A 21,537-nucleotide genomic window follows, 5' to 3' on the forward strand; every position below is an offset into this window, starting at 1 on the left:
AGCGTGGCGGGGTGGGCGCGGTGCCGGACGCGGGGGCGGGGCGGCCCGCTGTTGTGGGCGGCGCGCCCCCCGCCGGGCCCCGCGGGGCCCCCGCCGGGGGCGGGGGTGCCGATGACCGCACTGCGCGAGATCCGCGACGACAGCGACGACAGCGCCGACCGAGCCGACCGCAACGACCGGACGATCGTGCCCTACCGGGCCTACCAGGCCTACCCGCCGCACGGTCGCCCCGACGCCGGACCGGTCCCTCACACGTCCCGGCGCCGCACCACGACCACCGTGACCGCCACCGCGGCGACCGCCCACACCCCCATGGTGATCCAGGAGTCCAGCACGCTCGGCGCGTACTTCCCCATCGTCGTCGAGGAGCCGGGCCTGATCGTGAGCCGCTGCACGGTGGCCAGCGGCAGGTGGGTGCCGATCTCCTTCAGCCACCGGTAGCGGTCGCCGCCGAACATCATCGGCAGGATGAACATCAGCATCACCAGCGAGACGATCGACGCGGTGGCGTGCCGCAGCAGCGCGCCCAGCGCCATGCCGATCAGCGCACAGGCCGGCACGATCGCCGCGTAGCCGAGGACGGCCCGCAGGCAGCCCTGGTCGGTGAGGGAGAGCCCGACGTGCCGGGAGGCGAGCATCGCGTTGGTGGCGAGGAAGGATCCGACCGACACCACCGCCCCGGCGAGCGTGGTGATCCCGCCGATCAGCACCACCTTGGCCGCGATCACCCCGCGCCGGTCCGGCACCGCGGCGAAGGTGGTGCGGATCAGGCCGGTGGTGTACTCGCCGAACACGGTGATCGCGCCGAGGCTGCCGGCCGCGATCGCCATCAGGTCGCCGGAGATGCTGCTGAGCCCGTGGAACAGCGGGTCGTAGGTGTACGGCGACTGCCCGGGCATCGGCGTGGGCGGGTGGTCGAGGTACGGCAGGTCGGAGTGGACGGCGTTGAGGTTGACCGCGATCGCCACCAGTGAGGCCAGGGCCAGCACCCAGTACGTCGAGCGCAGGGAGCGCAGCTTGATCCACTCGGCGGCGAGCAGGTCGGTGAACCGGGGTGCCGGCTCGGCGAAGCGGGGTGTGGCGGTGGTGCTCATCGGGTCTCTCCAGCCGGGTACTCGACGCTGTCGGCGGTCAGGGCCATGAACGCGGACTCCAGGGAGGACGTCCGGGTGGCGAGCTCGGTCAGCACCACGTCGTGCCGGCGGGCCAGTTCGCCGATCCGCTCGGCGGACAGGCCGGTGACGATCCCGAGCTGCGGTTCCACCTCGGTCACGTCGGCGCCCTGCGCCCGCAACGCCTGCGCCAGCAGGGGCAGTTCGGTGGCCCGTACGGTCACCGAGGTGGCCGCGTTGCGGGCCGAGAACTCGGCGAGGCTCTCGTCGGCGATCAGTCGGCCGCGGCCGATGACCACCAGGCGGTCGGCGGTGTGTTCCATCTCGGCCATCATGTGGCTGGAGACGAAGACCGTACGCCCTTCGGCGGCGAGGCGGCGGAACAGTCCGCGCACCCACAGGACACCCTCCGGGTCCAGGCCGTTGAGCGGCTCGTCGAACAGCAGCACCGGCGGGTCGCCGAGCAGGGCGCCGGCGATGCCGAGCCGCTGCTTCATGCCCAGCGAGTAGCCGCCGATCCGCCGACCGGCGGCCTTGCCGAGCCCGACCTCCGTCAGCACCTCGTCCACCCGCCCGAGCGGGATCCGGTTGCTGCGGGCCAGCGCCGACAGATGGGCCCGGGCGCTGCGCCCGCCGTGCACGTCGCCCGCGTCCAGCAGGGCGCCGACGTGGCGCAGGCCGCGCGGGCGGCCGGCGAAGGGCACGCCGTCCACGGTGACGGTGCCCGCGGTGGGGGTGTTGAGGCCCAGGATCATCCGCAGGGTGGTGGACTTGCCGGCCCCGTTGGGGCCGAGGAAGCCGGTGACGGTGCCCGGCCGGACGGTGAAGGTCACCTGGTCGACGGCCGTGGTGGCGCCGTACCGCTTGGTCAGTCGCTCGATCTCGATCACGGGGACAACGCTGCCGGTCGGCGCCCCGCCTCGGCATCGGGCGCCGGGCCACAACCGCGGGCCGTGGCACTGGCCCCGGGGATTACGCCCGCGGGCCGATGTGTCCCCGTGCGGGCCGCCGCTACCATCGCGTCATGATCATCGAAGGTCGTCGGCCGCTGCTCAAGCGCCTGCCCGCCGGGGTGTGGGTGGGGGCGCTCTGGACGCTCGTGATCGTCTTCCGGGTGTTCACCCGCGAGGACGAGCTGCGCCTCCTCTTCGAGTACGACGGCAACATCGAGTCCATGCCGTTGCTGGTCACCGCGGTGGTCACCACCCTGGTCACGGCGCTGCTGGTCCGGCTGCCGCTGGCCGCGATCGCCGTGGCGCTGGCCGGGTTCCTCTTCACCCTGGGGATGACGAGGGTCCCGGAGACGACGGTGGCGCAGTTCCTGATCGCCGACGTGGTCGTCGGCCACACCGCGGCCACCCGGTCCCGTGCGGTGTCGCTGTGCGCGGCGGCGATGCCGGTCGCGGTGGCCGCCGGGATGCTGTCCTGGGGCGCCTGGAACGGGTACCCCGTCAACCCGATGGCCTTCGGGGCCCTGGCCGGGACGGTCCTGATCGCCTGGCTGGTCGGCAACACCGTGCACCAGGGGCGCGCCCACACCGAGGCCCTGCGCGGCCGCGCCACCGAGCAGGCCGTGACCGCCGAACGGCTGCGGATCGCCCGCGAGTTGCACGACATGGTCGCGCACAACATCGGCATCATCGCGATCCAGGCCGGCATGGGCAGCCGGGTCATGGACACCCAGCCCGCCGAGACCCGCAACGCGCTGAACGCCATCGAGGCGACCAGCCGGGAGACCCTGGCCGGCCTGCGCCGGATGCTCGGCGCCCTGCGGGCCGGCGAGCAGGAGTCCGCCCCGCTCGAAGTCGCTCCGGGGCTGGCCGAGTTGGACCGGCTGGTGGAGCGGAGCGCGGGTGCCGGCGTCCGGGTCGCGCTGACCCGCGACGGCGAGCCGCGCGCACTGCCCGCCGATGTCGACCTCGCGGCCTTCCGGATCGTCCAGGAGGCGGTGACCAACGTGGTCAAGCACTCCGGCACCCGGGACTGCCACGTCACCGTCGACTACCGGCCGGAGGAACTCGCCGTCGCCGTCGTCGACCTGGGCGCCGGACCGGCGGCGGCCGGCCCCGGGACGGGCTACGGCATCGCCGGCATGCGCGAGCGGGTCGCCCTGCTGCGGGGCGAGTTCAGCGCCGGCCCGCGCCCCGAAGGCGGCTTCCGGGTCGCCGCCCGACTGCCGATCCCCGTGGAGGTGGGACCGTGATCCGTGTCGTTCTGGTGGACGACCAGCCGCTCATCCGCACCGGCCTGCGCGTGCTCATCGCCGACGCCCCGGACCTGGAGGTGGTCGGCGAGGCCGGCGACGGCGCCGAGGCCGTCGAACTGGTCGCCCGGCTGCGCCCCGACGTCGCCGTGATGGACATCCGGATGCCCGGCGTGGACGGCATCGAGGCCACCCGCCGGATCACCGCCGACCCGGACCTGCCCACCCACGTCCTCGTCCTCACCACCTTCGACGACGACGACTACGTGTACGGCGCGCTGCGGGCCGGCGCGAGCGGCTTCCTGGTCAAGGACCTCGCCCTGGAGACCATCCTGGACGGCGTCCGGGTCGTCGCCGCCGGGGACGCGCTGATCGCCCCCGGCATCACCCGCCGCCTGATCGGCGAGTTCGCCGCCCGTCCGGACGCCGCCGCCGCGGACCGGCCCCGGCGGGCCGTCGTCGGCGCCGTCACCGAGCGCGAGCGCGAGGTGCTCACCCTGGTCGGCCGCGGCCTGTCCAACGCCGAGATCGCCGAGGAGCTCACCATCAGCGTGGCCACCGCCAAGGCCCACGTCGCCCGGCTCTTCACCAAGCTCGCCGCCCGCGACCGCGTCCACCTGGTCATCCAGGCCTACGAGTTCGGACTCGTCAGCCCGTAGGGACCGCGCGTTCGCGGAGCACCGGGGCGGGCCCGCGCGGCCACCCGGTCCACCCGAGCCACCGGGACCGCCCGGTCCACCCGGGCCACCGGGACCGCCCGGGTGGACCGCGGACCCGCTGCCGCTAGGAACCCGCGACCTCGCCGATCGAGGTGATCCGTCCGTGCGGGTCCAGCGCCACGTCGTACGCGTTGCCGTGGCACCCGTAGGGATCCGCCGGATCCCGTTCCGCCAGGCAGTCGTTGAGGTGGACGACCAGGTCCTCCAGCGGCACGGGCCGGGCCGGGTCGCCGTGCGACCGGTCGACCAGGGTGGCCGTGACGCCGTCCGCCGAGAAGCCGTAGTGGACGGCGCTGCCGGTGGCCGTGTAGCGGGCAGGGCCGCAACCGTGGCGGGCGGGGCGGGCGGTGAGTTCGGCGGTGCTCGCGGCAACGACGACGAGGACCTCGTGGCCCGGACGTTCGGCGGGTGCCGTGCAGGTGGCGGAGGCGGCGGCGGAGTCGGAGGCGGCAGCGGAGTCGGAGGAGGGGGCGGTGGCGGTGGCGGTGGCCGACGGGTCCTCGGCGGGTGCGTAGGCCTCCTCCCCGTCCTCCCCCTCCACCCCGTACTCCTCGTCGTCGAGGAGGTAGTCCTCGTCGAGGAAGTCGTCCGCGGCCTCGTCGGCGACGGCGGCGGCGGAGGCGGCGGTCACCGTGGGGCGGGACTCGGCGGGGGTGCAGCCGGTGGCGACGGCTGCGGTGCCGCAGGCGAGCAGGGCTACGGCGAGGAGGTTGCGGGGCACGGCCATGGCACAAGTCTCCCCGGGCGGCGTCGGTTGTCGGTACATAGGTCTACGACAACTACCGAGAGTAGGTTCCCTCCCCCGCCGGACGTGCGGGTCCGGCGGGGGAGGAAGTCTTCGAGGCGGCGTCAGGCCGCCACCGTCCGCGGCCGCTCGTACGCCTTGCGCAGCCGCGTCTGCGCCTCCGCACCCGCCCGCAGGTGGTCGAGTCCGAGCAGGGCCGCGCCCAGGATCGGCGGCGCGACGACGACCCGGGGCTCGGCCAGCGGCGCGGCCCGCGCGAGACGGTCCTTCAGGTTGTCCAGCAGCAGCGGCTGTTCGGAGGCGAGCACGCCGCCGCCGAGCACGACCGGCGTCGGGGAGTCCAGCAGGCCCAGGCGCCTCAGCGCGACCACGGCGAGCCGGACGATCTCGTCGGCCTGGCGGTCGACCAGCTCCAGCGCGACGGCGTCCCCGCCCTCCGCGACCGCGAACAGCACCCGGGCGATCTCGTGCAGCCGCTCGACCGGCAGGTGCCCGAGGTGGACGGCCTCGGCGACGGCGCCCGCACTGGCCAGGCCGAAGTGCCGGGCGATGGCGGGGGCGAGCGCGGTGGGCCCGCCGCGGCCGTCCTCCGCCCGTACGGCGTGCCACATGCTGGTGATGGCGAGGCCGGAGCCGCCGCCCCAGTCGCCGGTGAGTTCGCCGAGGGCGGGGAAGCGGGCGGTGCGCCCGTCCGGCACCAGGCCGACGCAGTTGATCCCGGCGCCGCAGACGACCGCGACGCCGCGCGGGCCGTCGGTGCCGGCCCGCAGCAGGCCGAAGGTGTCGTTGGCGACGGTGTTGCTGACGCCCCAGGGGTGGGATTCGAGGGCGTCGTGCAGGGCCCGCTCCTCGACCGGCAGGTCGGCGTTGGCGAGGCAGGCGCTGACGTGGCTGGTGAGCACGCCGCTCCAGGCCGGGTGCCCGGCCTGGGCTGCGGCCTGCCGGACGAGCGGGGCGAGGCCGGCGACGGCTGCGGCGCCGCCGATCTTCTGGGGTGCGAAGCCGCCGCCGGTCCCGAGCAGGGCGGCGATCAGCTGGACGGCGGCCTCGGAGTAGAAGGCGCCGCCGCGCTCGCCGAGCAGTTCGGGCTTGGTGTCCAGGGCCGGGTCGGCGTACATCTCCAGCAGCTGCCGCTCGATCTCGGCGACCCGGGCGGCCCGCGAGCCCTGCTCCTTGAGCTCGGCGACGACCGCGTCGTGCTGGTAGAAGTACCGCAGGTAGTAGGACGGCACGACGCCGAGCCGTTCGATGACGGGCAGCGGCAGGTGCAGGTCGTCCGCGATGTCCTTGCCGAAGTCCCGCAGCAGTTCGGGGAGCACCTCCCGTCCGCCGGAGGCGCCCGGGCCGTCCAGCAGGGTCACCCCGCGCTCCCAGGTGAGGTGGTTGAGTCCGACGTGGTCGAGCCTGACCAGCTCCGGGGCCACCCCGAGGTGCGCGGCGAACTTGCGCTGGAAGCCGATCGCGACGTTGCACAGCCCGACGGCCTTGTGGCCCGCGGTCTGCAGCGCCCGGGTGACGATGCCGACCGGGTTGGTGAAGTCGACGATCCAGGCGTCCGGGTTGGCCCGGCGCACCTGCTCGGCGATGTCCAGCACCACCGGGACGGTGCGCAGCGCCTTGGCGAGCCCGCCGGCGCCGGTGGTCTCCTGTCCGACGCAGCCGCACTCCAGCGGCCAGGTCTCGTCCTGGTCGCGGGCCGCCTGCCCGCCGACGCGCAGCTGCAGCAGCACGGCGTCGGCGTCCGCGACGCCCGCCGCCAGGTCGGTCGTCACGGAGACCGCGGCGGAGTGGCCCTGCTTGGCGAAGATCCGCCGGGCGAGCCCGCCGATCAGCTCCAGCCGCTCGGCGGCCGGGTCGATCAGTACCAGCTCGCCGATCGGCAGGCTGTCGCGCAGCCGGGCGAAGCCGTCGACCAGTTCCGGGGTGTACGTCGAACCACCGCCGACGATGGCCAGCTTGAGCGCGGTGGCGCCGGACGTCTTCGGTGCGGACATCAGCCCTTGACCCCTGTCAGTGTCACGCCTTCGATGAAGGCCTTCTGAGCGAAGAAGAAGAGGACGATCACCGGTGCCATCACCAGCAGGGTGGCGGCCATGGTGAGGTTCCAGTTGGTGTGGTGGGCGGCCTTGAAGGACTCCAGCCCGTACGACAGGGTCCAGGCCTCGCGGTTGTTGCTGGCGTAGATCTGCGGGCCGAAGTAGTCGTTCCAGCAGTAGAAGAACTGGAACAGCGCGACCGCGGCGATGGCCGGCCTGGCCATCGGCAGGACCACCCGCAGCAGGGTGCGCAGGTCGCCGCAGCCGTCGATCCGGGCGGCCTCGAGGTACTCCTTGGGGATGGTCATCAGGAACTGGCGCAGCAGGAAGATGGAGAACGCGTCGCCGAACGCCATCGGGATGATCAGCGGCCAGAGCGAGCCGCTCAGACCCATCTGCTTCGACCAGAACAGGTACATCGGGATGACGGTGACCTGCGGCGGCAGCATCATCATCGCGATGACCGCCATCAGTGCCAGGTTGCGGCCCCGGAAGCGGAACTTGGCGAGCGCGTAGGCGACCGGGAGGCTGGAGACGACGGTCAGCAGGGTGCCGGCGCCCGCGTACAGCAGGGTGTTGCGCCACCAGGTGAGGAAGCCGGGGGTGTTCCAGACCTTGCCGTAGTTGCCCCATTCCCAGTGGGTGGGCCAGTAGTCGGTGGTGAGCGCCTGCTGGTCGTCCATCAGCGAGGTGAGCAGGACGAAGACGAAGGGCAGCAGGAAGAACAGCGCGGCGGCGACGGCCAGGGAGTGGACGGCCACCCAGTCGAGCAGTGCGCGGCGCCGGGCGGCCCGGGCGGCGGGGCTGCCGGGGCGGGTGGCGGGGCGGGTGGGGCCGGTCGGGGCCGGCGCCTCGGTGAGCGTGTTGCTGGGAGTCATGGTCAGGTCCTCACTGGCCCGCTAGTCGTCGTTCGCCATGAAGCCGGACTTGCGGCGGAGCAGGATCGAGGTGACGGCCATCGAGATGGCGAACAGCACCAGGGCGACCACGCACGCCGCGCCGTAGTTGAAGCGCTGGAAGCCCAGGTTGTAGACCATCTGCGGCAGGGTCCACGTGGAGCCGCCCGGGTAGCCCGGTTCGAACTGCTGGCCGGAGTTGCCGGCGATGCCGCTGGCGACCTTCCCGGCGACGATCGCCTGGGTGTAGTACTGCATGGTCTGGATCACCCCGGTGACCACCGCGAACATGATGATCGGCGAGATGTTCGGCAGCGTGACGTACCGGAACCGCTGGAACGGGCCGGCGCCGTCCAGCTCGGCCGCCTCGTACTGCTCCCTGGGGACGTCCAGCAGCGAGGCCATGAAGATGACCATCAGGTCGCCGACGCCCCACATGGCGAGCAGGGTGAGTGCGGGCTTGGACCAGTCCGGGTCGGCGAACCAGCCGGGCTGCGGCAGACCGATCTCGCCCAGCAGGTGGTTGACCGGGCCGGTGCCGGGGTTGAACAGGAAGGCGAAGGCGACGGTCGCGGCCACCGGCGGGGCCAGGTACGGCAGGTAGAACACGGTGCGGAAGAAGCCGGCGCCGGTCTTGACCCTGGTGATGAGCATCCCCACGCCGAGGCCGAAGGCGACCCGCAGGCTCACCATGACGACGACCAGCCACAGGGTGTTGCGCAGGCCCTGCCAGAACGTCGGCAGCTGGTCGAAGACGTAGTCCCAGTTCTTCAGTCCGTTGAAGGTGGGCTGGCCGAAGCCGTTGTACGAGGTGAAGGAGAAGTAGGCGGTGGAGACCAGCGGGTAGACGAAGAAGACGCCGAACCCGACCAGCCAGGGGGAGAGGAAGGCGAGGGTGCGGGCCGCCTCCCGGCGGCGCTTCCGGCGCAGCAGGTGCTGCGTGGAGGGCGCCGCCGGGCGGGACGGTCCGGCGCCGGCCTTGCCGCCGTTCCCCTTCCGGGTGCCGAACGTGAGTGACATGGGAGCTCCGTGGGCCGTTCGCGGCGCTTACTTGGCCTGGGCGATGTCGGTGTCGATCTGCTTGGCCGTGGCGGTCAGACCGGCCTGGAGGTCGGTCTGCTTGCCGGACTCGTAGTCGTAGCCCAGGTTCTGCAGGGAGACGATGTAGCCGCTGCCGTTGACGGCCGGCGGGGTGGTGCCGGAGTTGGCGTTCTTGGCGATGTCCAGGAAGGTCTTGAGGTTGTCGTCGCTGACCAGCTTCGGCGAGTCGAGCGCGGCGAAGGTGCTGGGCACGTTGTGGATCGCGTTGGCGAAGCTGACGACCGCGTCGGTGTCGGTGGTCAGGTACTTGACGAACTCCCAGGCGGCGGCCTGCTTCTTGCTGGTGCTGGCGATGCCGACGATGGTGCCGGTCTGGTAGCCGCGCCCGTAGGTGTCGGCCTGGTCGTCCGGGACGGGGAACGCGGCGGTGGCCCACTCGAAGCCGGGCTTGTTCTCGGCGAGCGAGGCGGTGCGCCACTCGCCGTCGAGGGCCATCGCGAGCTGGCCGGTGTGGAAGGGGTTCTTGGCGCTGAACTCCTCGCCGAAGGTCGAGCGGTACTTCTCCAGCTTGGCGTAGCCGCCGAGCTGGTCGACCATGCCCTTCTGCCACTTGAGCATCGCGGCGACCTTCGGGTCGGCGGCGATGTTCGACTTGCCGTCGGCACCGAAGTAGGTGGCGCCGTACTGGCCGAGGTAGTGCTCGGTGGTGGACTCGTAGCCGTGGTAGAGCGGCATGAAGCCGAGCTGCTTGTACGAGTCGCCGTCGGGGACGGTCAGCAGGGCGGCGTCCGCGGCGAACTCGCTGAAGGTCTTGGGCGGGTGGGCGATGCCCGCGGCGGCGAAGGCCGTCTTGTTGTAGTACAGGCCGTACGCGTCGCCGAGCAGCGGCAGCGAGCACTGGTTGCCCTGGAACTGGGTGTAGTTGAGCATCGCGGCCGGGAAGGTTTTGGCCGCGTCGATGCCGCTCTGCTGCAGCAGGGGCTTGAGGTCGACGAAGGCCTTGGTCGAGCAGAACATGCCGACGTTGTTGGTGGTGAAGGAGGAGACCACGTCGGGCGCGTCGTTCCCGCCGGCCCGCAGGGCCTGGTTGACCTTGTCGTCCGGGATGTTGCCGACGGCCTTGACGTGGATGTTGGGGTGGGCCTTCTCGAAGGCGGCGATGTTGTCGTCGATCGCCTTGGTCTCGTTGTCCTGGCTCCAGCCGTGCCAGAAGGTGATGGTGACGTCCTTGCCGCTGGCCGAGTCGTCGTTGCCGCCCGAGTCGCTGGAACCGGTGCAGGCGGTGGCGAGCAGGGCGAGGACGGCGCTGCCGGCGACGGCGACCATCGTGCGGCGGCCTCGGCGGGAGGTGGTGGCGTGCACTTCGAGGTCCTCCTGGGAGTGCGCGGGCAGGCGTCGTTGCCTCGGTTCCCGCGTTCGGGGGTTGGGGAGAGGTGGGCGCAGGGGAGCGTCGGTGGGTGGGAGCGGCGGGGGCGGCCGCGGGCGGGAACGTCGGTGGGCGGTGGCGGCGGCGGTGAGTGGCGTCGGTGGGTGGCGTCAGTGGGTGGAGAAGACCGCCTCGCGGGCGTCCGACAGGGCGCGCTGCAGGGCGCCGAGCAACACCGGCGAGTCGGGCAGGGCGCTGCTGCGCACCTCGGGCCGGGCGATGGAGAGCTTGGCGAGTTCGTCCTCGACGAGCGCGCGCAGGCGTTCGCCGCCCGCGCTGGGCACCGCGCCGGAGAGGACCACCAGCTGGGGGTCGACGACGGCGACGATCACGGTCAGCCCGACCGCGAGCCGCCCGGCCAGTTCGGCGAGGAAGGCGTCGCCGGCGCCCGGGGTGGCCAGCGCCCGGGCGATCGACTCCTCCGCGGTGGGCGCGCCGAGCCCGTGCTCGCGGGCCAGCGCCCGGACGGCGGGCGCGCCGACCAGGGCCTGGTAGCCGCCGAAGTTGCGGCGGCGGGAGTCCCACTCGACGGGCGAGTCGGGCACCGGCATGTAGCCGACCTCCCCGGCGCCGCCGGTGAAGCCGCGGTGCAGCCGCCCGGCGATGACGATCGCGGCGCCGACGCCCGCCTCGGCCCAGAGCAGGACGAAGTCCTCGAACCCGGCCGCCGCGCCGGAGGCCTGCTCGGCGACCGCGGCCAGGTTGACGTCGTTCTCGATGGACACCGGTGCGCCGATCGCCTCGGACAGCTCCTCGACCAGTCGCGGTGAGTGCCATCCGGGCAGGTGGGAGGCGTACCGCAGCTTGCCGGTGACCGGGTCGGGGGCGCCGCCCAGACCGATCGCGACGGCGCGCAGGCCGGTCCCGGTGATCCCGGCCGTCCGGACCGCCCCGGCGACCGCGGCGGCGACCGTGGCGACGGTCTCGGCGGCCGGCACGCCCTTGGTGGTGACGGCGTGCTCGGCCAGCGTGGTGCCGGTGATGTCGGCGACCGCGACCCGGATCCCGCCGTTGGTGACGTCCAGCCCGGCGACGTACCCGGCGGCGGGATTCACCTGGTACAGCTGCGCGTTGGGCCCCGGCCCGCCCGCCGTGGTGCCGACCGGCAGGACCAGCCCGGCCGCCTCCAGCCGGGCCAGCAGCTGGGAGGCGGTGGGCTTGGACAGCCCGGTCAGGGCACCGATCTGGGTGCGGGAGAGCGGGCCGTTCTCCAGCAGGAGTTCGAGGGCGGCCCGGTCGTTGATGGCCCGCAGCAGGCTCGGCGTGCCGGCGAGGGGGGCCTTGGCGGTGCTCTTCGTCATGCCGGAATCCTCCTCTTTCGGCTGGTCGGGGATGCCGCCGGGTGGCTGTCGGACGGCTTCCGTGCGGACGGGCGCGAGCTCCGGGCGAACTGTTAGGAAACTTTCCAGTCGCTTGGCAAGGACGGTAAGGGCCGCGTCAGCGGGGTGTCAATGGTCGGCGGAACGGAGGATGCCGAAGCGTTACCGGACACCACGGAGCCCCGCCCCCACGACCGTGGGAGCGGGGCTCATCGTCTCGTTCACGCGGCCCCCGCCCGCGGCCCCGCCGTACCGGTGGCCGGTGGCCCGGCACCCGGGAAGTCCTACAGCTCGGACTTCGGCACCGCGATCGGCTCGCTCGCCCGGAACCGGGCCGAGTTCGGGTCGGCGAGCGCGGACGGTGCCGCCTGCTCGGCCGCAGGGGCCGGCGCCGGTGCGATCACCACTCCGGTCGCCGCGCCCGCCGTACCGGCCGCCGCCGGGGCCTCCTCCTTGACCTTGATCCCGGCCCGGTCGAAGGCCACCTTGAGCCGCTGCCGCAGCGCCCGGGAGACCGCCGCCGACTTGCCGGGCGCGGTCCGGGCCTCGACCCGCACCATCACCGAGTCCGCCGCGACCGACTCCACGCCCAGGATCGACACCGGCGCCCAGACCAGCTCGTCGTACGGCGCCTCCTTGGCCAGCTCCTCGGCGGTCTGCAGGATCAGGTCCTCGACCCGCAGCAGGTCCTCCTTGTAGCCGATCTGCACGTCCACCGAGGCGGTCGCCCAGCCCTGGCTCATGTTGGCGATCCGCTTCACCTCGCCGTTGCGGATGTACCAGATCTCGCCGTTGGCGCCGCGCAGCTTGGTCACCCGCAGGCCGACCTCCAGCACCGTCCCGGTGGCGACCCCGGTGTCGATCTCGTCGCCGACGCCGTACTGGTCCTCCATGATCATGAAGACCCCGGAGAGGAAGTCGGTGACCAGGTTGCGGGCGCCGAAACCGATCGCCACACCGGCCACACCGGCGCTCGCCAGCAGCGGTGCCAGATTCACGCCCAGCGCGGAGAGGACCATCAGCGCCGCCGTGCCCAGGATGGTGAAGGAGGCCACGCTGCGCAGCACCGAGCCGATCGCCTCCGAGCGCTGCTGGCGCCGCTCCGGGTTCACCACCCCGGTGTTGGCCAGCAGCCCGCCCAGCCGGCTCTCCTCCTGGTGCTCGGGGGAGCGGGCCATCCGCCCTATCAGCTGGGTGATCAGCTTGCGCACCATCGCCCGCAGCACCAGGGCCAGCAGCACGATGAAGACGATCCGCAGGCCCGAGGCCAGCCAGCCCTGCCAGTGGGTGTCGAACCAGCTGGCGGCCTGCTTGGTGGTGTCCGAGACCTCCTGCGCGCTGGTCGGGATCCGCAGGTCCAGATTCGGCAGCTGCCCGGTGGGGCTGGGGGCCGGCGTCGGGGCGGAGGGCGTCGAGGACGCGTCGGACAGACCGGTGGCGCCGGAGCTGAACACGTGCGGACCTTCCTTGCTGGATTGCGTGTCGGGCCCGCACCGCCGGCAAGCGGCCCGGGGGACCGTGCGCCTTAGCCTATCCGCCGCCGCACACCCGCCCGGACACGCCGGAGGCCGTCCGCGGCCTTGCGGGAAGCCGCCCGAGGGCGTACAGGACGGCCCGGACGCCCCGTCAACGCCCCGGTGCGCTCCCCCCGGACCCCGGCCCGGAGGCCGTCCCGCCCGGCCCGGCACTGCTCCGACCGGCCGAGTCGTCCCCCGGGAGGGCCACCGGAGGGTGCCCGGGCGGCACCCGGGTGCAACCCGACCTTCCCCGGGCATACCGGTTATGACAGAGACCACACCCGGAGTTCACGTCAGGTCCGTTACACAGGAGTGGTGGCGCCGTACAACGGCGTAAGGCGACACTGGGGTAGATCGCGCACTCGTTGTGCGATCCAACCGCTCGTCCCGGCGCGAGCCACGCGCCGCAGGCGTCCAAGGAGGCATCCGTGCCGCATGTCCTGGTCCTCAACGCGTCCTACGAGCCACTCGGCGTCGTATCGATGCGCCGCGCACTCATCCTGGTCCTCAACCACAAGGCGGTCAGCCTGGAGGACTCGGGAGTCACTCTGCACAGCGCCACCAGCGCCCTTCCGGCGCCGTCCGTCGTCCGTCTGACCCGCTTCGTCCGGGTCCCGTTCTGCGGGCCCGTCCCGCTCACCCGCCGGGCGCTGTTCGCCCGCGACCACGGCCGCTGCGTCTACTGCGGGGCCGCCGCCACCAGCGTCGACCACGTCATCCCGCGCAGCCGGGGCGGCCAGCACCGGTGGGACAACGTGGTGGCCGCCTGCCGCCGCTGCAACCACACCAAGGCCGACCGCCACCTCACCGAACTGGGGTGGCGGATGAAGCGCCCGCCCGCACCGCCCAGCGGACTCGCCTGGCGGATCATCGGCACCGGCATCAAGGACCCGCGCTGGCGCCCCTACCTGGAGCCCTACGGCGGCGGGGACCAACTGCGCGCCCCACAGTGGGGCGAGTACGAGCACCACGACCATACCGAGGCCAACCACTCGGTCCCCATCGGCCGGGCGCACGGCGCCCACTCCTCTCCCGTCCGCCGCGGCGAGCAGCCCGAACCGCTCTCCGCCTGACCGAAGCGACACAAAGGGCCCGCCCGTCACACCGTCGGCACGCGCCTCATGGGCCGCCGCGCCCCCCGCACCGGGGAGCACGGCGGCCCGCCGCCGTTCTCGTACCGGGCCCGCCTCCGGCTACGGCTTCTGCGGCGCCGCCGGCGGAGTCGTCGCAGGGGTGCCCGGCGCGCCGGCCGGCTGCGCGGGCGGCTGCGCCGGCTGGCCGGCCGGGGGCTGCGGCTGGGCCGGCGGGGTCACCGCGTACAGCTCGACCCCCCACAGCGAGTAGCCGTACTTGGTCGCCCGCGCCACGCCCTGGACCCGGACGAACCGGACGCCGGGCGCGTCGAAGCGCACCGTCTCGTCGCCGCCCTTGCCGTTGTCCACCGTCGCCGCGTCCGTCCAGGAGTTCCCGTCCGCCGAGACCTGGATCTTGTACGAGGCGGCGTACGCGGCCTGCCAGTGCAGCACCGCCGCGCCCAGCCTGGTCGCCTGCGGCAGCTCCAGCCGCACCCAGGCGTCGTCCTTGGCGGGCGAGGACCAGCGGGTCTTCGGGTCGCCGTCGGTGACCGCCGAGGCCGGGAAGCCCGCCGCCTCGTCGCCCGAGGAGGTGGCCTTCGCGCCGAGGGCCAGGTCCGCGCCGCCGGTCGGCGGCACCACGTGCACCTGGAGCACCTGCCTGACGGTGGTCGTCCCGGCCACGAACTGCACCGGCACCTGGTACGTCCCGGACGGCGTGCCCGGCGCGGCACTGACCAACAGCGGCACGCCCACCCGGCCGCCGCGCGGCACGGTCACCGGCCCGGCCGGGGTCACGGTCAGGCCCTTGGCGGCGGCAGGCACGTCGGTGCGCAGCTCGCCGGTGGTGCCCTCGGGGCGTCCGGCCTCCACGGTGGCCCGGGTCTGGGCGGGCGCGGACGCACCGGTGACCACGTCCAGGGCCGGGTCGGACAGGCTCAGCCGGGCCGCCGGGGCGTCCGCGTACCAGGGGATCACCTGGTTGACGACCGGCGGGTCGCCGCCGGGCTTCCAGGTCATCCGGAACGCGTCGGCGACCTGCCCGCCCGCCGGCAGCTCGTTGTAGCCGGGCTGCACGGTGCCGATGTCCGCCCAGGTGCCGTCGGCCCGGCGCACCGCGACGGTGGCCGTGGCGCGCACGCCCGGGTCGGTCAGCACGGTGAGCCGGTCCAGCGGACGGGCGGCGCCGAGCTCCACGGTGAGCGGCTCGTCCTGCGCGGTCGGGGCCTTCGCGGCCCGGTACGCGGTGTCCGGATTGCCGTCCAGCACGGCGGCGGCGGAGGAGCCCGGCAGCGCGTCGGGGCCGCCGGTGACGCTCGCCGGGGACTCGTCCGGGGCGCTGACGGTGAACTCGCGCACCGCGACGGCGGTCTTCTGCGCGGCGGTGGCCCGCAGCCGCACCGCCCGGACGACGGTGCCCGGCGGGAGCTGGGCACTGACCGTCTTCTGGTTCTTGACGACGGCGAGCTGCTTCCAGCCGCCCGCGCCGGTGGAGTACTCCAGCACGCCGTCGCGGATGTAGTCGTCCACGGCGGTCCGGGCGTCCGCGCCGTTGCCCCAGCTGCCCATCAGCACGGTCACGTTGCTGACCGGACGGCCCGCGCCCAGGTCCAGGCCGACCGCGTCGCCGGGCTGCGGCGGAGCGGAGCTCCAGTAGAAGGTGTCCGCGACGCCGTCGGTCATCAGCGCGGGCAGGTGGTCCTGCGCGGTGCCCATCGTGGTGGTCGCGGTGACCCCGCCGCTGACCACGCCCGCCCAGTTGTCGGCGGCCCGCACGGCGCGCTCCAGGAACGGGCCGAGCACCCCGGCGCCGATGGTGGCCGGGGCGCGGTCGAGCTGCTCGCGCAGCTGGTTGAGCTCCACCCGGGCCTTCCAGGCCGCGGCACCGTCGCCGCCGTGCTGGGCGAGCAGCATGTTCAGCGCGGCCTGTCCGGCCAGCCCGTAGTCGCGCAGCGGTCCCAGCCACGGCGCGGCCTCACCGGCCAGCTGGGCGGTCGCCGGGGTGCCGACCAGGGTCTGCTGGGCGGTGGCCATCGCGGCGAAGGACTCCCGCAGCGGGGCGGCGGCCTCTATCAGCTTGGCGAGGTCGGGCGCCACGCCGGAGGTCGGCTCGGCGATCGCCCAGAAGCGGTCGAGCAGCGGCGTGAGGTAGCCGGACTCCTGCTTGGACAGCGGCGAGGAGGTGCTGTTGCCGGCGAGCGCGGTGACCGCGGGCAGCGCCGTCCCGGCGGGCGTCGCACCGGCGCCGGTCGGCCCGGCCAGCGAACGCACGGCCGCCTGCCAGGACTCGTCCGACTTGTAGCCGACCGGGTTCCACGCGAAGTCGCCGGCCGTGGAGATCGCTATCCGGGAGGCCACCGGCTGCTGCATCGCGCCGGTCAGCATCACCGCCGAGCGGGTGGCCACGCCCGGGTCGCGCCCGGTGTAGGCGCCGAGGAAGAGCCGGTCCGGATTGGCGTCGTTGACCGGGTAGTTGTCCATCGTGACCAGCGGGTGGCCGTACAGGTCGGCGGTGTCGGAGGCCTGCGCGGTGGTGATCTTCTCCGGGATCACCCCGACCCCGCTCCAGGCCACCTGCACGCCCGCCGGCAGCGCCGCGGCCAGCGCCTTGCGGTACGGCGTGGCGCCCTGCTGGTGGTACTCGGTCGGGACGACGGACAGCGGTGCCAGGCCCGGGTTCTTCGCGATCAGCCGGTCCTGCACCGTCTTCACCAGCTCGGCCTGCGCCTTGGCGGCCGCGGCGGGCCCGGTGCCGTACTCGTCGCGGTCGTCGTCGCAGTGCCACTCGTCGTAGCTGACGTCCAGGAACTGCAGCTGGAACGCGGTGAAGCCGATCTTGCGCAGCCCGTCCAGCTTCGCCACCAGCGCGTCCACGTCCTTGCCGGAACTGAAGCAGAGCGACTGCCCCGGGTCGATCGCGTAGCCGAGCGTCACGTGGCTGCGGCGCGCCCGGCCCGCCAGCTCGCGCAACTCGTCCGCCTGCGCCGCCGGGTAGGCGTTGCGCCAACGGGAGAGCCGGTACGGGTCGTCACCGGGCGCGTAGAGGTAGAAGTTCTGCTTGGACCGGCCGAGGAAGTCGACCTGGTCCAGCCGCTGCTGCGCCGTCCACGGGGTGCCGTAGAACGCCTCGGCGGTGCCGCGCACCGGCGCGCCGCTCGGCCAGTCCCGCAGCGTGATCCCCGGCAGGCCGAGCCCGTTCGCGCCCGCCGCCTGCCCCTGCCCGGCCGGCACGGCGGCCAGCAGCTGGCGCAGGCTCTGCGCGGCGTAGAAGGTCCCGGTGGCGTCCACACCCGCCAGCACCACGGCGCCGTACGTCCCGCCACCCTGCGCGGGCAGCTGACCGGCCGACAACACGTACCCGCCGGACGGCAGGTTCGCGGTCGAGGGCGCGGCGCCCTCCTTGCCGCCGGCCGCGGCGGTCAACTGCCGCAGCACCCGGTCCACCTCGCCGCCGGCACCCTCGGCGGGCCCGCCGACGTACACCACCAGCGAGCCGGCCGCGGGCGTCCCGCCCTCCCCCTGCGAGGTCACGTCCGTCGTCCCGGCCACCGCCAGCACCTCGCGGACCGCCAACACCGCGCCGATGTCCGCCTTCGGCGACGCCACCAGCGTCACGGCGCCCGGCACCACGACCGCCTTGCCCGCCACCGTCTGCTCCTGCGGCCGCGGGAACACCTGCGGGTCGGTCACGCTCCCCAACGGGGTCTGCGGGGCGGTGCTCACCACGTCCGTCCCCGGCGTCGCCGCGTACGCCGCCGACGGCAGCGGCCCCGCCAACAGCCCGCCGACCACCGCAGCCGCCGCCACCCCGGCCGCGATCTGCATCGCCCGTCGGCCCGGCCGCCCCGCCGCCCGCTCCGCGCGCACCGACGCCAGCAGCGGCTCCGTCCCCTTGAGATCGGCGATCAGCCGGTCCGCCGTCCGCGGCGCCAACTGACGGCACGTCCGCGCCGTGGCCCGCCGAGCCACCAACGCCGCCGGGTGCTGCAGCACCTCCCGCAACGCCGGACTCTGCTCCAACTGCGACCTCAGACGCCGCCCGGCGGCGACGGACACTCGGGCTTGCACAGGAGCCTCCTCGCCAGGCACAACGACATCGCCGCAACCCCACCAGCTACCCAACCCGGTGTCAACGCCACTGACGGCTATGACCGTTTTGCCGTGTTCGAGCCCATGTCGGACCGTCCCCGCGGCCCGCGCACAGCCCCGCCCCGAGCGCCCGGAACTCCGCCGCCCGAACCACTCCGCCGCTGGTCAGGTCCGGTCCGTGACGATTCCGTGACGATCCCGGGGAGGCCCTGAACCCCCGTCACCACGGCCTGCCCCAAAGCCACCCCGGCCACCCCGCTGCCTGGCGAAGCGGGCCTGGGCACTCGACCGGGGAGCGGTACTCAGGAAGGCAGCGGAGCGGGCGGCACGGCCGTCCGCGGCCGAGGTCTGGGACGGCGCCGCGTACCGTCCCGGCACCAAGCCGGCCCAGAAGGGCACCGACAGCGACGGCATCAAGGACGTCACCACCACCCAGACCTTCGGCACCGGCCCCAACACCCCGTCCACCGACCCGAAGACGGGCGGCGGCACCGGCGGTCCGCACGCGCTGGTGAAGTCCACCCGGACCAGCCCGGCCGGCACCGCGGCGACCTCCTACACCTACGACGCCGCGGGCAACACCACCTCCATCAAGGAGAAGTCCACCGGCTTCACCCTCCTCGGAGCACGCGAGTACGACCCCACGACGGGCCGCTTCATCAGCCCCGACCCCATCACCGTTGAGCGCCCTCCTCCTCGCTGTTCGGGAGGCTACTGCCGTCCTCGTTCGCGTAAGGGGCGAAGGCGTCGGGTGATGCGGGGTGTGGCGACCGCGTAAGCGCGTGGCGAACAGTGATTGGGTTCCATGAGGTCGGCGGTGACGAACACAGGGTTCTCCATGAATCTCGAATCGTGCCTCGACATGCGTACGGAGGGCTACCGGCATGTCAACGGTGAGAACACTCGAAAGGGGTCGCCCCAGCGCGAGGTGGAGGATCGGGTGGGGCTGGCCGAGAGGGGTCCGAGATGCCGGAAGGGGCGCGGGGCCGCGGTTTCGATCCGTCGAGCCGGGCCCCGCGTGTCTTGTCGGATCTGGAGATTCGAGCTCCGCGGCGCTGGATTGCCGGCTGCCCCTGCGGCGCCGGCCCGACTGATCCACCTGGCGCCGTCGTGTCGCGCAGCGTGGCCGAGCGGTTACCCGGGTAGGACTGTGGCTGTCCTACCCGGGAGTCGCCGAGACATCGCAGGAGCCGCGAGTGGCCGCTTACCACGACAGTGACGGAGCCGAGCAGGTACCGGCGCAGGACGCGCCACCACCGCCTGCCGAACTGGTGGCGCTGGCGCAGGCGTACGGGGTGGATGCCCGGTATCCGGGGCCCGGTGGGCAGGGGGTGGGGGCGCGGACGCTGGTGGCGGTGCTGGCCGCGCTGGGGGTGGCGGCCGGGTCGCCCGGGGAGGCCCGTGAGGCGTTGGACCGTCACCGGGCCGAGCAGAGGGCCCGGTTGCTGCCGCCGTGCGTGGTGGTGCGGCAGGGGCGGCGGACGGCGCTGGACGTGCCGGCGGACGCCCGGCTGTGCGTGGAGCTGGAGGGCGGCGGGAGTTGGGAACTGCCGCGTGGGCATTCGCACTGGCTGCCCGCCGATCTGCCGCTGGGGCGGCACACCCTCAGGGCGGAGACCGGTGAGCGGAGGGCCCAGGCGCCGCTGATCGTCGCCCCCGAGCGTCTGCCCCAACTCCCGGGCCGCAGCTGGGGTTTCCTCGCCCAGCTGTACTCCGTCCTGTCAGACCGTTCCTGGGGCATGGGCGACCTCGGGGATCTCGCCGAGCTGGCCCAGTGGGCGGGCGCCGGCCTGGGCGCGGGCTTCGTGCAGATCAATCCGCTGCACCAGGGCCTGCCCGGCGCCCCGTCCGACCCGTCTCCGTACCGCCCGTCCTCGCGCCGTTTCGCGGACCCGGTGCACCTGCGGATCGAGGCGGTCCCCGAGTACGCCTACCTGACCGCGGAGCAACGACGCAGGGCCGACGACCTGACCGTCCGGGCCGCCCGCCTCCGTGAGGAGGTCCTGGGCCATGACGGTCTGATCGACCGGGACGCCGTCTGGGCGGTGAAGCGCGAGGCCCTGGAGCTGCTGCACGAGGTGCCGCGCGGGCCGGGCCGGCAGGCCGCGTACGAGGCGTTCCATCGCCGCGAGGGCGAGTGGCTGGGCCGGCACGCGCTGTGGAACGCCCTGGCCGAGGTGCACGGCGCCGACTGGCACCACTGGCCGAAGGGACTGCGTCACCCGGACGGCCCACAGGTCGAGCAGGCCGAGAAGGAACTGCAGGAGCGGGTGGAGTTCCACCGCTGGCTGGCCTGGCAGGTCGACCAGCAGCTCGCCGACGCCCAGCGCGCCGCCCGCGAGGCCGGGATGGCGCTCGGCCTGATCCACGACCTGGCGGTCGGTGTCCACCCGGACGGCGCGGACGCCTGGGCGCTGCAGGACGTGCTGGCCGGCGGCATCTCGGTCGGCGCCCCGCCGGACGCCTTCAACGCGCACGGCCAGGACTGGGGTCTGCCGCCCTGGCGCCCGGACGCGCTCGCCGAGGCCGGTTACGCCCCGTTCGCCGAGCTGCTGCGTGCGGCGACGCGGCACGCGGGCGCCCTGCGCATCGACCACGTGATGGGCCTGTTCCGCCTCTGGTGGGTCCCGCAGGGCCATTCACCGACCGAGGGCGCGTACGTCCGCTACGACGCGGAGGCGATGCTGGGCGTGCTGGCGCTGGAGGCGCACCGGGCCGGGACGGCGGTGATCGGCGAGGACCTGGGCACGGTGGAGCCGGGCGTGCGGGAGGAACTGGCGGCGCGCGGCGTGCTCGGCACCTCCGTCCTCTGGTTCGAACGGGACTGGCAGGCCGGCGGGGGCATCCTGGCCCCGGACCGCTGGCGGCCGGGCTGTCTGGCCACCCTCACCACCCACGACCTGCCGAGTACGGCGGCCCGCCTCTCCGGCGAGCACGTCGAGCTGCGTCACCGGCTGGGCCTGCTGGCCCGGCCGCTGGGGGAGGAGCAGGAGGAGGCGGTCGAGGAGCTGGCGGACTGGCGGGCGGAGCTGGCCGCACGGGGGCTGCTCACGCCGGGTGAGCCGCTGTCGATGCCGGTGCTGTACCGCTTCCTGCGGGCGACGCCGGCGGAGCTGGTCGGCGTCTGGCTGCCGGACCTGGTCGGGGACCCACGCCCGCAGAACCTGCCGGGCACCTGGGACCAGTACCCGAACTGGCGCCTCCCGGTCGCCGACGGCGCGGGCGACCCGGTCACCCTCGACCGCCTCGCCACCGCCCCCACGGCCCGTCTGCTCGCGCACCTCCTGGCCCCGCCGTCCGGGCCCGGCACCGCGTCCCGCTGAGCGGGAGCGGCGCTCCCGATCCTCGGGGAGGCGCTCCC

Annotated in this window: 14 protein-coding genes and 1 pseudogene; 4 read left to right on the forward strand and 11 right to left on the reverse strand. The window is 73.8% G+C overall.

The features are described 5' to 3' along the window. Positions 1-248: 248 nt before the first annotated feature. Both ACFV0O_RS10155 and ACFV0O_RS10160 read right to left on the reverse strand, forming a co-directional pair. On the reverse strand, positions 249-1,094 hold the full coding sequence (locus ACFV0O_RS10155) for an ABC transporter permease (protein WP_380338937.1): 846 nt from the start codon (positions 1,092-1,094) through the stop codon (positions 249-251). Further along, positions 1,091-2,002, reverse strand: a complete 912-nt coding sequence (locus tag ACFV0O_RS10160; protein WP_380338940.1) for an ABC transporter ATP-binding protein — start codon at positions 2,000-2,002, stop codon at positions 1,091-1,093. The genes ACFV0O_RS10155 and ACFV0O_RS10160 overlap by 4 nt, the downstream gene beginning before the upstream one ends. A gap of 134 nt (positions 2,003-2,136) precedes the next feature. On the opposite strand from ACFV0O_RS10160, the gene ACFV0O_RS10165 reads away from it, so the two are divergent. Then, positions 2,137-3,315 carry a sensor histidine kinase gene (locus ACFV0O_RS10165; RefSeq protein ID WP_380338943.1) on the forward strand — a complete coding sequence of 393 codons (1,179 nt, stop codon included), beginning with the start codon at positions 2,137-2,139 and terminating at the stop codon, positions 3,313-3,315. After that, positions 3,312-3,974, forward strand: a complete 663-nt coding sequence (locus ACFV0O_RS10170) for a response regulator (protein ID WP_380338946.1) — start codon at positions 3,312-3,314, stop codon at positions 3,972-3,974. The genes ACFV0O_RS10165 and ACFV0O_RS10170 overlap by 4 nt, the downstream gene beginning before the upstream one ends. A gap of 124 nt (positions 3,975-4,098) precedes the next feature. Here ACFV0O_RS10170 and ACFV0O_RS10175 read toward each other — a convergent pair whose 3' ends face one another. From ACFV0O_RS10175 to ACFV0O_RS10210, 8 genes and pseudogenes are all read right to left on the reverse strand, one after another. Next, positions 4,099-4,761 (reverse strand): hypothetical protein, encoded by a 663-nt coding sequence (locus tag ACFV0O_RS10175; protein ID WP_380338949.1) that lies wholly within the window; start codon positions 4,759-4,761, stop codon positions 4,099-4,101. A gap of 122 nt (positions 4,762-4,883) precedes the next feature. Further along, a complete protein-coding gene (locus tag ACFV0O_RS10180; protein ID WP_380339130.1) occupies positions 4,884-5,681 on the reverse strand; it encodes an N-acetylglucosamine kinase in 798 nt (265 codons plus the stop codon). A gap of 102 nt (positions 5,682-5,783) precedes the next feature. Then, positions 5,784-6,773 (reverse strand): annotated as a pseudogene (locus ACFV0O_RS10185) (6-phospho-beta-glucosidase); the annotation flags it as partial. After that, complete coding sequence (locus ACFV0O_RS10190; RefSeq protein ID WP_380338952.1) at positions 6,773-7,693, reverse strand: carbohydrate ABC transporter permease; 921 nt, start codon at positions 7,691-7,693, stop codon at positions 6,773-6,775. The gene ACFV0O_RS10190 and the pseudogene ACFV0O_RS10185, both read right to left, overlap by 1 nt. A 21-nt stretch (positions 7,694-7,714) precedes the next feature. Continuing rightward, positions 7,715-8,731: a carbohydrate ABC transporter permease gene (locus ACFV0O_RS10195; protein WP_380338954.1), complete on the reverse strand. Its 1,017-nt coding sequence runs from the start codon at positions 8,729-8,731 to the stop codon at positions 7,715-7,717. 27 nt (positions 8,732-8,758) lie between these two features. Continuing rightward, positions 8,759-10,078, reverse strand: a complete 1,320-nt coding sequence (locus tag ACFV0O_RS10200; RefSeq protein WP_380339133.1) for an ABC transporter substrate-binding protein — start codon at positions 10,076-10,078, stop codon at positions 8,759-8,761. Between the two features lie 210 nt (positions 10,079-10,288). Then, positions 10,289-11,479 (reverse strand): ROK family protein, encoded by a 1,191-nt coding sequence (locus tag ACFV0O_RS10205; RefSeq protein WP_380338957.1) that lies wholly within the window; start codon positions 11,477-11,479, stop codon positions 10,289-10,291. Between the two features lie 302 nt (positions 11,480-11,781). Then, a complete protein-coding gene (locus ACFV0O_RS10210) occupies positions 11,782-12,951 on the reverse strand; it encodes a mechanosensitive ion channel family protein (RefSeq protein ID WP_380338960.1) in 1,170 nt (389 codons plus the stop codon). Between the two features lie 491 nt (positions 12,952-13,442). On the opposite strand from ACFV0O_RS10210, the gene ACFV0O_RS10215 reads away from it, so the two are divergent. Continuing rightward, entirely contained in the window at positions 13,443-14,087 is a 645-nt protein-coding gene (locus ACFV0O_RS10215) for an HNH endonuclease (protein WP_380338963.1), read from the forward strand. 120 nt (positions 14,088-14,207) lie between these two features. Here the strand turns inward: ACFV0O_RS10215 and ACFV0O_RS10220 are convergent, their stop codons facing one another. Next, complete coding sequence (locus ACFV0O_RS10220; RefSeq protein WP_380338966.1) at positions 14,208-18,155, reverse strand: beta-N-acetylglucosaminidase domain-containing protein; 3,948 nt, start codon at positions 18,153-18,155, stop codon at positions 14,208-14,210. A 1,217-nt stretch (positions 18,156-19,372) separates the two neighbouring features. On the opposite strand from ACFV0O_RS10220, the gene malQ reads away from it, so the two are divergent. Then, complete coding sequence (malQ, locus tag ACFV0O_RS10225; RefSeq protein ID WP_380338968.1) at positions 19,373-21,499, forward strand: 4-alpha-glucanotransferase; 2,127 nt, start codon at positions 19,373-19,375, stop codon at positions 21,497-21,499. The last annotated feature ends 38 nt before the right edge of the window (positions 21,500-21,537 follow it).

The sequence above is a fragment of the Kitasatospora sp. NPDC059577 genome, from assembly GCF_042735475.1.
Lineage (GTDB): Bacteria > Actinomycetota > Actinomycetes > Streptomycetales > Streptomycetaceae > Kitasatospora.